This is a genomic window from Janthinobacterium sp. GW460-12-1-14-LB5, assembly GCF_059423585.1.
The window spans coordinates 169,719-181,493 of sequence record NZ_JBWKYD010000016.1 but is presented as its reverse complement, the minus strand read 5'-3'; the positions used below and the strand labels follow the sequence as shown (position 1 = coordinate 181,493).

14 protein-coding genes are annotated in these 11,775 nt (G+C 62.6%); 9 read left to right on the top strand and 5 right to left on the bottom strand.

Annotated elements, in window-relative coordinates:
- The 4 genes from AC07X6_RS18045 to AC07X6_RS18030 form a co-directional block, all read left to right on the top strand.
- Window positions 1-539: AAA-type ATPase lid domain-containing protein (locus AC07X6_RS18045; protein WP_494791893.1), on the top strand; the 539-nt coding region annotated here is incomplete at its 5' end.
- 97 nt (window positions 540-636) lie between these two features.
- On the top strand, window positions 637-1,080 hold the full coding sequence (locus tag AC07X6_RS18040; RefSeq protein WP_474291094.1) for a hemerythrin domain-containing protein: 444 nt from the start codon (window positions 637-639) through the stop codon (window positions 1,078-1,080).
- A gap of 34 nt (window positions 1,081-1,114) precedes the next feature.
- Window positions 1,115-2,068, top strand: coding sequence for a hypothetical protein (locus AC07X6_RS18035; protein WP_494791892.1), 954 nt, complete (start codon window positions 1,115-1,117; stop codon window positions 2,066-2,068).
- A 204-nt stretch (window positions 2,069-2,272) separates the two neighbouring features.
- Window positions 2,273-2,842: a DUF1439 domain-containing protein gene (locus AC07X6_RS18030; RefSeq protein WP_494791891.1), complete on the top strand. Its 570-nt coding sequence runs from the start codon at window positions 2,273-2,275 to the stop codon at window positions 2,840-2,842.
- 1 nt (window position 2,843) lies between these two features.
- Here AC07X6_RS18030 and AC07X6_RS18025 read toward each other — a convergent pair whose 3' ends face one another.
- A complete protein-coding gene (locus tag AC07X6_RS18025) occupies window positions 2,844-3,080 on the bottom strand; it encodes a DUF7661 family protein (RefSeq protein WP_230538353.1) in 237 nt (78 codons plus the stop codon).
- Between the two features lie 156 nt (window positions 3,081-3,236).
- Here AC07X6_RS18025 and AC07X6_RS18020 point away from each other — a divergent pair, with 156 nt between their 5' ends.
- Entirely contained in the window at window positions 3,237-3,953 is a 717-nt protein-coding gene (locus AC07X6_RS18020; protein WP_494791890.1) for a hypothetical protein, read from the top strand.
- A gap of 119 nt (window positions 3,954-4,072) precedes the next feature.
- Entirely contained in the window at window positions 4,073-6,118 is a 2,046-nt protein-coding gene (locus tag AC07X6_RS18015) for a M13 family metallopeptidase (RefSeq protein ID WP_494791889.1), read from the top strand.
- Window positions 6,119-6,149: 31 nt separating this feature from the next.
- On the opposite strand, the gene fdx is transcribed toward AC07X6_RS18015, so the two are convergent.
- The 4 genes from fdx to lpxO all read right to left on the bottom strand — a co-directional run bounded on the left by fdx (window position 6,150) and on the right by lpxO (window position 8,628).
- Entirely contained in the window at window positions 6,150-6,482 is a 333-nt protein-coding gene (gene fdx / locus AC07X6_RS18010; protein ID WP_494791888.1) for an ISC system 2Fe-2S type ferredoxin, read from the bottom strand.
- Window positions 6,483-6,571: 89 nt separating this feature from the next.
- Entirely contained in the window at window positions 6,572-7,204 is a 633-nt protein-coding gene (locus AC07X6_RS18005) for a carbonic anhydrase (RefSeq protein ID WP_230538096.1), read from the bottom strand.
- A gap of 30 nt (window positions 7,205-7,234) precedes the next feature.
- The gene (locus AC07X6_RS18000; RefSeq protein WP_494791887.1) at window positions 7,235-7,645 is read right to left on the bottom strand and encodes a DUF6331 family protein; all 411 of its coding nucleotides are present in this window, start codon (window positions 7,643-7,645) and stop codon (window positions 7,235-7,237) included.
- A gap of 83 nt (window positions 7,646-7,728) precedes the next feature.
- Window positions 7,729-8,628, bottom strand: coding sequence for a lipid A hydroxylase LpxO (gene lpxO / locus AC07X6_RS17995; RefSeq protein ID WP_077404091.1), 900 nt, complete (start codon window positions 8,626-8,628; stop codon window positions 7,729-7,731).
- Window positions 8,629-8,770: 142 nt separating this feature from the next.
- Here lpxO and AC07X6_RS17990 point away from each other — a divergent pair, with 142 nt between their 5' ends.
- The 3 genes from AC07X6_RS17990 to AC07X6_RS17980 all read left to right on the top strand — a co-directional run bounded on the left by AC07X6_RS17990 (window position 8,771) and on the right by AC07X6_RS17980 (window position 11,669).
- The gene (locus AC07X6_RS17990) at window positions 8,771-9,205 is read left to right on the top strand and encodes a hotdog fold thioesterase (protein WP_230538094.1); all 435 of its coding nucleotides are present in this window, start codon (window positions 8,771-8,773) and stop codon (window positions 9,203-9,205) included.
- Window positions 9,206-9,471: 266 nt separating this feature from the next.
- Window positions 9,472-11,052, top strand: coding sequence for a methyl-accepting chemotaxis protein (locus tag AC07X6_RS17985; RefSeq protein ID WP_494791886.1), 1,581 nt, complete (start codon window positions 9,472-9,474; stop codon window positions 11,050-11,052).
- A gap of 80 nt (window positions 11,053-11,132) precedes the next feature.
- Window positions 11,133-11,669, top strand: coding sequence for a hypothetical protein (locus AC07X6_RS17980; RefSeq protein WP_494791885.1), 537 nt, complete (start codon window positions 11,133-11,135; stop codon window positions 11,667-11,669).
- Window positions 11,670-11,775 lie beyond the last annotated feature (106 nt).

Sequence of the window (11,775 nt, the reverse complement as noted above, 5' to 3'; positions counted from 1 at the left end):
GGGCCGAGATCGCCGTCGACGTGCGCATCGTTTGCGCCACGCACCAGGATCTGAAAGGGCTGGCGGAGCAGGGGCGTTTCCGCGAAGACTTGTATTACCGCCTCAGCGAAATCGTCCTGCGCATTCCACCGCTGCGCGAGCGGGCCGGCGACGCGGCCTTGCTGGCGCAGCATTTCAAGAACAAGTTCTGTGCCAGCGAAGGGCGCGGCAGCCTGCATTTCAGCGCCGGCGCGCTGCAGCTGATCGAAAGCTATGGCTGGCCCGGCAATGTGCGCGAAGTGGAAAACTGCATCAAGCGGGCCGTCATCATGAGCGACGGCCCGCAGATCGCCGCCGACGACCTGGGCTTGCCCGCCAGCGCCCAGGTCGCGCCCCCGGATGAGCCGCTGAACCTGCGCCAGGCCCGCGAAGGGGCCGAATACAAGGTCATGGTGCGGGCGCTGGCGCGGGCCGACGGCAATATCGCCAAGGCGGCGGAACTGCTGGGCGTGAGCCGGCCCACCCTGTACGACCTGATGAACCACCACGGCATCAAGTAGGCAGGCAGTGTATTAAAAATCAAGATTGTGTAAGGCGTCGCACATACGCTGGCGCCGCCGTGGCGCATCCTTGCCTCATCTACAACGAGGAGGCGCCATGAATGCGATCAGTTTATTGATGCAGGACCATAAGGCCGTGAAGGCCCTGTTTGCCCAATATGAAGGCTTGAGCGACCGCTCATTTGCCACCAAGAAAAAGCTGGCCGACCAGATCTGCCAGGAACTCACCGTGCACACGCAGCTGGAAGAGGAAATCTTCTATCCGGCCGTGCGCCGCCCCATCCACGACGGCGACCTGATGGATGAAGCGCTCGTCGAGCACGCGAGCGCCAAGGAACTCATCGCGCAGATCGAAGCGATGGATCCCGCCGACGACTTGTATGACGCCAAGGTCAAGGTCTTGTCCGAGCAGATCGAACACCACGTGGGCGAAGAAGAGGGCGACATGTTTCCCAAGGTACGCCAGACGGGCGTCGACCTCGATGCGCTGGGCCGCGAAATGGCCGCGCGCAAGGAACAGCTGACGGGCGTCGCCGCCTGAGCGCCATCAACATTGACAACCAAGGGAGTATTCCATGCAAGCTACGCAATTGTCCGTGTCGGACCTGAACAACCCGGGCGTGTCCTGGGGCGCCGTGCTGGCGGGTGCCGCCGCGGCCGCCGCCCTGTCTTTCATCCTGCTGATCCTCGGCGTGGGCCTGGGCCTGTCGTCCGTGTCGCCGTGGTCGTTCAATGCCACGGCCATCGGCGTGTCGACCATCGCCTGGCTGGCCTTCATGCAACTGGCCGCGTCCGGCATCGGCGGCTACATGGCGGGCCGGCTGCGCGTGAAATGGAGCGCCATCCACACGGATGAGGTGCATTTCCGCGATACGGCGCACGGCTTGCTGGCCTGGGCCGTGGCCACCCTGATCACCGTGGCCGTGCTGGCCGGCGGCACGCGCGCCGTGCTGAGCGGCGCCATCGACGCGGGCAGCGGCGTGGCGGCGGCAGTTGGCCCGGCCGTGGGGGCGGGCGCAGGTGCTGCAGGTGCTGCCAGCGCCAGGCAAGGCGAGGGCGGCAGCGGCGCCAATCCCCTCGATTATTTCTCGGACATGCTGCTGCGCGTGGCTCCGGCCCCAGCCCCGGCTGATGCTGCAACCGGCACGCCGGCGATGGCAAATCCTGGCGTGACGGCCGCCGACCAGCGCGTGGAAGTCGGCAAGATCTTCGCCGCCAGCCTGTCCTCGGGCAGCCTGTCCGCCGATGACCGCGCCTACCTGGGCCAGGTCGTGGCCAGCCGCACGGGCTTGAGCCAGGCCGATGCGCAAGCGCGCGTCGACGCCGTCTACGCCCGCGCCGCCAAGGCCGCCGCCGATGCGAAGGCTGCCGCCCAGCAAGCGGCCGACACGGCGCGCAAGGCCGGCGCCCACACGGCTTTGTGGATGTTCGTCGCCTTGCTACTCGGTGCTTTCGTGGCCAGCCTGGCGGCAACGTTCGGCGGCCGCCAGCGCGACCATGAGCGCGTGTTGCGCCACGTGACCATTTAAATCCCCCCATTCAATTCAGGAGTCTGCCATGCGTTCCATCCTCTTGCTGCTGCTGGGCATTCCATTGCCCATCGTCATACTGATCGCCCTGTTCGTCCGCTAAGCGGGCCAACAAAACCGGCGCCCGCGGCAAGGTGGGCGCCGGTTTTTGCGTGAAAGCGGGCGCATGTGTAAGATGGCGCCATCTTTCCACCGAGACTATCCATGACCGTGACCGCCATCCGTCCCTTGCTGAAAACCGCCGCCATCGCCGCCTTTGCCTGCGGCGTGCTGGCCTCGTGTTCCACTCTGATCGGCCCGCGCGACGTGAATGTGTCGCTGAGCAAGATGCAGCAAGGCCTGGAGCGCCGCTTTCCCATCGACAAACGCGTGCTGTCCGTGCTGGACGTCAAGCTGACGCACCCGCAACTGTCCTTGCAGCCCGAGCGCGAAAGAGTCGCGCTCAGCGTGGACGCCAGCGTGATACCGCCGTTCATCCGCCAGAGCTGGCGCGGCAGCCTGGCCATGTCGGGCCGTTTGGTGCTCGACGCACAGCGCAACGCGGTGTATTTGAGCGAAGCGAGCGTGGACAAGGTGAGCATCGACGGCATGGACGAGTCGCAGCAGCGCCAGTTCGCCAAGGTGGCCAGCCTGGTGGCCGACCAGCTCATGCATGAAACGCCGATCTACACGTTCAAGCCCGACGAATTGCGCTATGCGGGCGTGCAATTCGTGCCGACGCAGATCAGGACTACCAGCAATGGCTTGACGGTGACGTTCGAGCCGGTGAAATAAGCTAGGCCCGGCATGCGGGCGCGGCGATTGGCGTGGCCGTGTTATTGCGCGGCGTCGCCTCTTCATGGAACAGGTCCGCCAGGTATTCGCACAGCGCATCTGCTTGAATATCGTCGGGAATAATGAAATCGGCGGGCCGGCGCTTGCCTTCCGCGCCGAGATAGAATGCGCGCCATGCTCCCGGATTTCCCCTGACGGCAATCAGCGTGCCGAAAATATTGAATCTGTATTCCTGCATCAAGCTGCTCCATTCCCTTGCTCAGGTTCGATATTTGTTGTGCTATAGTAATATTTACTTATATAGTAACATTTACTTATCCAAGGGCGGGCAATGGTCAATATCAGCACGGCGGGAATCCAACCCGGGGCACTGTCTGCCGCGGATGGCAGCAAGGTGTCATCAGGCAAGGCAGCATCGGACAAGGCCCAGACAGCGCCGGCCGGCGCTGGCGCCGTGGCGGACGATGTCGTGATCTCGACCCTGGCCGGGCGTTTGTCGGCGGCCGCGACGGCCACCAGCGCCACCATCCGGGGCTACGACCACGCTACGCTGGGTGCGTGGGTGAATGACAATACCACTGACATCCTGTATCCGCTGGACGCCGGACACAAGGCGGCGGCCGCAAAGCAGGTGCCGCAACCGAACGATGCGGCAGCGGCCAGGTCGGCCGCCGCCGCCACCGCGTTTGTCGATAACAAGGGTTCCAATCCGTTTGCGGGCTTGTCGCGCGAGCAATTGTCCGCCATCACGAACGATGACAGCGGGACCTTTACCATCAACGAGCGCCGCGCCGCCTTTACGCAGGCCTACGATGAAGAGCAGGCCTGGCGCAGCCAGGTCGTGGCGCAAGCGATGGCGGAATACAATAGCACCGGCAAGATGACCAATTTCTTCAAATCGGTGCTGGGGCATTTCAATGCATTGCCTCAGCTTGAGCAATCGCAATATCCTGCCAATTATGCGAGCGGCCTGGAAGACAAGATCAAGCTCGATTTTAATTATTTCAATCATGCGGCCGGCAATGGCGGGCCAACGCCGGGTTCGCTTGCGGACATGCTGAAAAATCAGGATAAAAAAGGCCTGGATCTGTTTGATCTGCTGATCCGCTGATCTCTGGAATTGTTCAACTGTCATTGTTGCCCCGCAGGCAGGCCGACTATAATCCGGTCTCTCATGCCTGGACACGGCATGTTCCCCAACATGAAGTGAAAACAATTAAAGGAATCTTCGTGAAACGATCACTCATCAGCGCCGCCTGCTGCGCCTTGCTCGCCCTATCTTCGCCACCGCTGTACGCCCAAGCTAGCAATGCTACCGCGCCCGTATCGGGCATCGACCTGAAAACCCTGGACCCGGCCGTCAGCCCCAAGGATGATTTCTACGGCTACGTCAACGGCGTGTGGACCCGCAATACGGAAATCCCGGCCGACAAATCCGTCTGGGGCACGTATATCGAATTGCGCGAAATCGCGCAAGGCCAGTTGCGCGGCCTGATCGACGCCACCGTCAAGAACCCCGGCAAGCCCGGCAGCGAAGCGCACAAGATCGCCGACCTGTACACGAGCTTCATGGACGGGAAGGCGCGCGATGCGGCCGGCTTCAAGCCCCTGAAGGCCGAACTGGCCCGCGTCGCCAGCGTGAAAGACAAGAAGGATTTGCCGGCGCTGTTTGCCTATTTGCAAGGCAATGGCGTCGCCACGCCGTTTTCCGCCTATGTGGCGCCCGATGCGCAAGACCCCGAGCGCTACACGGTCAACATTAGCCAGTCCGGCCTGGGCTTGCCCGACCGCGACTATTATCTGAAGGAGGACGACGCCAAGCTGCAAGCTGTGCGCGCCAAGTACCTCAAGCATATCGAAACCATGCTGGCCATGAGCGGCGACAAGGCCGCAGCCGAACATGCGGCGCAGATCCTCGATATCGAGACCCGCCTTGCGGCAGCGCAATGGACGCGCGTACAGATGCGCGATCCCGTCAAATCGTACAACCGCGTCGATTTCGACAAGTTCGCGGCACTGGCGCCGGCCTTCGACTGGAACGCGTATTTCGCCGCCGCCGGCCTGGCGAAAAAGGAAAGCTCGGCCGTGGTGCGCCAGCCCAGCTTCATGACAGGCTTCTCCGAGACCGTGGCCGCCGTGCCGCTGGCATCGTGGAAGAGCTACCTGAACTGGCGCATCATCGAAAGCTATGCTTCCTACCTGGACAGCGCCACCGTCAAGGAGCGCTTCGCCTTCGAAGGCACGGTGCTGCGCGGCGTGCCGCAAAGCGAACCGCAGTGGCAGCTGGCGCTGCGCTTCACGGATAACGCCATCAGCGACGCCGTCGGCAAGCGCTACGTGGACATGTATCTGCCGCCGGAAACCCGGCCACGCGTGATGGCCATGTTCGACAATTTCGTCGCCTCGTTCAAGGATGGCATCGAGCAGCTGGACTGGATGGGTCCGGAAACCAAGAAGGAAGCCCAGCTCAAGCTGGCCGCCCTGAAGCCGAAGATCGCCTATCCCGATACCTGGCGCGACTACAGTAGCATGCAGACGCGGCCGAACGACCTGATCGCCAACGTGCGCGCCGCGCGCGCGTGGAGCCGCCAGCAAAACCTGGCCAAGCTGGGCAAACCGGTCGACCGCGACGAATGGTCGATGACGCCGCAAACCGTCAACGCCAGCTACAGCCCGGCACTGAACGCCATCACGATTCCGGCCGCCATCCTGCAGCCGCCATTTTTTAATGTGAAAGCGGAAGATGCCGTCAACTACGGCTTGCTGGGCATTACCTTCGGGCATGAAATCAGCCATGCTTTCGACGATTCCGGCAGTCAATATGACGCCAAAGGGCGCCTGCGCAACTGGTGGACGGCGCAAGACCGCGCGGCCTTCAAGGCGCTGGCAGCCGGCCTCGTCAAGCAATACGGCGCCTACAGCCCCGTGCCGGGCTACCACATCAATGGCGAGCTGACCCTGGGCGAAAACATCGGCGACAATTCCGGCCTGTCGATCACCTACAAGGCGTACCAGCGTTCGCTGGGCGGCAAGCCGTCGCCCGTCATCGATGGCTTGACGGGCGAACAGCGCCTGTACATCGGCTTTGCGCAGAAATGGCGCGCCAAATTGCGTCCGGAAGCGGCAATCGCCCAGATCAAGAGCGACCCCCATTCGCCGGGCGAATTCCGCGCCAAGGGCACGGTCAAGAACCAGCCCGGCTTCTATGAGGCGTTCGGCATCAAGCCGGGCGACCCCATGTATCTGCCGCCGGAGCAGCGCGTGATCATGTGGTAAGCGTGGGTTAAGCAGCTCGCCGCGCCGGGGTCTATTCCTTGGCGTGGTTGAGCGTGTACCTGGGCAGCTCGACCGTCAGGTCGTCCTGGCTGACGCGGGCCTGGCACGACAGGCGCGAGTGGGGCTGCAAGCCCCAGGCCTGGTCGAGCATGTCTTCCTCATTGTCGCCCAGTGCATTGAGCGAGTCGAAACCCTGCACCACGATGACGTGGCAGGTGGAGCAGGCGCCTACCTGGCCGCACGCGTGTTCGATGTCGATCTTGTTGAGCAGCAACGCGTCGCAAATGCTCATGCTTTCCGGCGCGTCGATGACGGCGCCGTCCGGAGCCAGCTCGGGATGGGGTAATACGGTGATGGTTGGCATACGATAATCTCCTTGAATATCGCTACCTTGAACCTTCCCGCCTGGACAAGGTCAAGCGCATTCTGCGCCTGACCCCGGCCGTGCCGCGCCTACAGCTTCGAGGCCGGATGGTCCGCCAGCGGGACAAATTGGCCGGTCGATTCGTCGAGCGCATCGAGCGAGCCGTTTTCGATGTCGTACACCCAGCCATGCAGGGTCAGGCGCTTTTGCGTGATGCCCAGCGCTACGGAAGGGTGGGTGCGGATGTTGTTCAGTTGCGCCACGACATTGGCCCGCACCATGCCGTCGATGCGCTCCTGTTCCGTGGCGTGCTCGACGGATTCGTTGATCATGCGCGCCGCATCCGCGTGCCGCAGCCAGCTCTTGACCGCCGGCATGTGCTCGAGGCAGGTGCAGGTGGCGATGGCTTTCATGGCGCCGCAGTCGGAATGGCCGCAAATGACGATGTCCGTCACCTGCAGGGCCGCCACGGCAAATTCGACGGACGCGCTCACGCCGCCCGGTTCCGGGCCAAACGAGGGCACGATGTTGCCCGCGTTGCGGATCACGAACAGTTCGCCAGGTTCCCGTTGCGTCACCAGTTCCGGCACCATGCGGCTGTCGGAACACGAGATGAACAAGGCCTTCGGCGTCTGGCCCGTGGCCAGCGTCTTGAACAGTTCTCGGCGTTCAGGAAAGACTTCCTTCTGGAAACGTAGAAATCCGGCAATGATGTCGCGCATAAATAAAGAAGAAAGTGGTGGAAGCCGGTATTATCGCCGATTTGGCGCCGCTCCTGCTTGCGGCCCGCCAAGGCAGCGCTCGATATGCTCGAGCAATTGCAGAAACACGCGTCTATCGGCCATGTGATTCATCGTGTTGCTCGTGAAGACGTCGCTGGCGGCCGCTGCCACGGCTTTGCGGGCTTGCGCGCAGGCGGCGTGCAGTTGCGCGCGCTCAAGGTCTACCAGCGCCGCAGCGATGCCTTCGGGCGTGAAATCGAAGGCATCCATACCGCAGCAGCCGGCCACGCAATAGGTTTCCAGGCGGCAGATCAGCGGCCACAGTTCCCCCAGCAAGCCATCGATGTCGACGGCCTGGTCGTAGCGGCCGTCAAGATCGATGAATTCGATCCAGGCGTCGTCGCCGATCTGGATATCGTACTGGCGGTCGCGTTCGGTCATTTTCAGATTCTCCTGGTGAGTGACATCGCATTATAAAAAAAACCGCCCGAAGGCGGTTTTTGTCAAAGAGGCGATGCCGGCGTCTAGATAAAGTAGATCAGCGCGATCACGCCCACGACGAGGGCCACGCGCGTGACCTGGTACGCCGTCTTGTTCCACGCCTTGAAGCGGCGGCGGTACTGGCCCATGGTCCAGGAAATCTGGAACAGCTTGCTCACGCCGCCCACCTGGTCGCCCAGCTCGTTCGGCGAGGCGGCGGCCGTCATCAGGGTGCGGCCCAGCCAGCGGTTCAAGCCTTGCGCCCAGCGGTAGCGCATCGGGCGCTCGATGTCGCAGAACAGGATGATGCGGTCGCTGTCGGCATCGTTGCGGGCCCAGTGGATATACGTTTCATCGAACATCACGGCCTGGCCGTCGCGCCAGCTGTGGCGTTCGCCATCGACGTCGATGAAGCAGCGGTCGTCGTTCGGCGTCTGCAAGCCCAGGTGGTAGCGCAGCGAGCCGGCGAACGGGTCGCGGTGCGGGTTGAGCTTGCCGCCTTGCGGCAGTTCCGCGAACATGGCGGCCTTGATCGATGGAATCGATTGCAGCAGCGCATAGGTTTGCGGGCACATCTGCTGCGCCGACGGGTGGTTGGCGTCATACCATTTCAGGTAGAAACGCTTCCAGCCATACTTGAAGAAGGAATTGAAACCCACGTCATTGTTCTTTTCCGCCGCCTTGATCTTTTTCATTTCCTGCATGCGCAGCGCTTCATCGCGGATGATCTGCCAGTTCTGCTGCAGCGGCGCCAATTCCGGGAATTGCTCGACGGCTAAATAGGGCGTGGCCGGCACCTTGGAAAAGGTGTGCATGAACAGGTTCAGCGGCGCCATGAACGAGGAGTGATCGAAGATCTGGCGGCGGAACGGCAGGCGCACCTTGCCACGAAAATGAATATGTAAAACAGAAAACACAAAAATGCCCAGCAAGGCCCACTTCATACACAACCTCGTTTTTTAAGAATGGGGCAATTATAACCAGTTAATGCTGGCGCCACCCCGTGCCACGGTGAAGGAAAGATGAAGCGGCGCGCGCGGGCGCTCTGTCCTACAATGGTTTTATTTCATCTGTGAAGGAGTAACAATGGAAATCTGGCACGCCCCGCTCGACCTGGCCACCCTCAACGCCGCCAGCGAGGGCACGGCCATGCGCCACCTGGGCATCGAATTTAGCGCCTTCGGCCCGGACTGGATCGAGGCGACCATGCCCGTCGACCACCGCACCATGCAGCCGTTTAAACTGCTGCATGGCGGCGCTTCCGTCCTGCTGGCCGAAACCCTGGGCAGCATGGCCGCGAATGCCTGCCTCGATTCCAGCCGGCAAGTGAGCGTGGGCCAGGAAATCAATGCCAACCACGTGCGCGGCGTGCGCGGCGGCCACGTGACGGGGCGCGCCACGCCCATCCACCGGGGCCGCAGCAGCCAGGTCTGGGAAATCCGCATCAGCGACGACGATGGCAAGCTGTGCTGCATCTCGCGCATCACCATGGCCGTCATCGATACGCCAGGCCAGCGTTAATTGTCTTTTTTGATATGCATCAAGGCATTAAAAGTGTACACGTGGAATCATCCGTAACGCTGTTCGCTTATAATTCAGTGTGCTGTTGTATGGCGCAGGGTCTGTCCCGCGCGCCTGCATTGCCCGAAATTAGAAGCTGACTGCCCAAAAAACGCCAGTTAGAGACCCATCCTGCACCATGCAGGAAAGGCAACACGACGGCGAGCAGATCGCTGGTTTTTAAATAACCAGCAACAATCAACTTTATTTACAGGGCAATAACAACAATGATGTCATTCAATCGTTTGACGATAGGCGCGCGCCTGAGCGCAGGCTTCGGGCTGCTGGTCGTGCTCATGCTGGTGCTGGCCGCCTTCGCGCTGCTGCGCATCGGCGCCATCTCCGGTGCCATGGACGCGCAAGAAAAAGTCCAACTGGAAAAACTCGAACCGCTGTACGTGGCGCGCGAAGCGCTCGACCAGACGGGCCTGGCCGCCCGCAACGCCTACATTTTCCATGACCAGGCCGCCGCTGAAAAAGAGCTGGCCATCCTCGACAGCCAGAAGGCGCTGTACCTGGACGCGCTGGCGAAGCTGGCGCCGCAGTTCGCCGGCGATGCGCAATTCGACAAAATCAGCACGGGGCTGAAAACCATGGCGCAGGAACTGCAGCGTCCGCGCCAATTCCGCGCCACGGGACAGATGGAGCAGTACGGCACCTTCCTCGTCGAAGAATGCAGCCCCCTGCGGCGCCGGATCGTCGCCGACATCGATGCCGTGCTGAAAAACGTGCAGCGCGAATCGGAGCAGGCCAGCGTGGCCGCGCGCGCCATCTATGGCCAGTCGCTGCGCTGGATCGGCGTGCTGGCCGCGCTCAGCGTGCTCATTTGTATTGCGGTCGCCACCGTCATCACGCGCGGATTGCTGCGCCAGCTGGGCGGCGAACCGGCGTATGCGGCCACGATTGCCGGGCGCATCGCGCTGGGCGAACTGGCCATCGACGTGCACACGCGCCACGGCGACGACAGCAGTTTATTGTTCGCGATCAAAACCATGCGCGATAATCTGGCCGCCATCGTCGGCAAGGTGCGCCACGGTACGGAAAGCATTGCCACGGCCTCGACCGAGATCGCCTCGGGCAACCGCGACCTGTCGCAGCGCACGGAGCAGCAGGCCGGTTCGCTGGAAGAAGTGGCTTCGTCGATGGAAGAACTGATTTCCACCGTGCGCCAGAATGCGGACAACGCCCAGCAGGCCAACCACCTGGCGCGCGAGGCGTCGAAGGTGTCGGAGCAGGGCGGCAGGGCGGTAGCCGAAGTGGTGCACACCATGGGCCTGATCAATGCCTCGTCGAACAAGATCGTCGACATCATCGGCGTGATTGACAGCATCGCCTTCCAGACGAACATCCTGGCCCTGAACGCGGCCGTCGAGGCGGCGCGCGCGGGCGAGCAGGGCCGCGGCTTTGCCGTGGTCGCCTCGGAAGTGCGCAACCTGGCGCAGCGTTCGAGCGCCGCCGCGCGCGAAATCAAGGCCCTGATCGACGATTCCGTCAGCAAGGTGGGCACGGGCACCTTGCTCGTCGAGCAGGCCGGCGTCACCATGCATGACGTGGTGGCTGGCATCGGCAGGGTGACGGGCATCATGGCCGAGATCAGCCATGCCACGCAGGAGCAGGGCGCCGGCATCGAGCAAGTCAACCGCGCCATCGTCGACATGGACCGCGTGACCCAGCAAAACGCGGCCCTGGTCGAGCAGGCGGCCGCTGCCGCGCACGAATTGCAGCAGCAGGCGGCGCAGCTGGAGCAGGAAGTGGGGATTTTCAAGCTGGCCAAGCCGGCCAACGGCCCCCTGCGTCTGGCGGCCTGAGGCCGCTCATACTGCAGCGCGGCGCGCCAAGCGCCATATTCCGCGCTACAATGAGAGCTGGATCACCGCCAGGACTACTCATGCAAGTGCGCAGCAGCCACGATCTATCCAGCCCGGACGACGACAAGCCCGCGCCGCCCGTGCTGCACCAGGCCTTGGCCGGCCTCGGCTGGGGCTTGCTCACATGCATGCTGTGCTTTGCCATCCTGTTCCTCACCAAATGGCTGTTGCCGCCCACATACTGGGGCGCGCACACGGGCCTGGCCAAGTTCAAGCGCGAAATGTCGCTGCCGCTGCTGGTGTTCTGGGTCGTCATCTATTCTCCCATCCTGGAAACCTTCCTCGGCCAGTTGCTGCCGCTGGAAATCCTCAAGCGCCTGGGCGCCACGCGCCAGCTGAGCATCTTCATCGGCGCCATCCTGTGGGCCATCGTGCATTTCATCAGCGGCGGCCTGCTGCACGCCATCGTCGCGCTGGGCTCGGGCGCCATGTTCAGCTTTGTCTACCTGCGCTACCGCGAACCGGGCGTCGCTGTTGCCTATGCAACAACGACATTTTCCCGCGCCTGCAACAATATCGCCATCCTGGTGGCCGTGTTTTACGGCCTCGACGCCTAGGACGCCTGCCGAAACCTGCTGCGCGTCGGTACAGATGGCCTGCGATGCTCACCGTACCTGAGTACGGTTGCGCTTCTCGACCACCTCTACCTTCCGCTCGCGACGT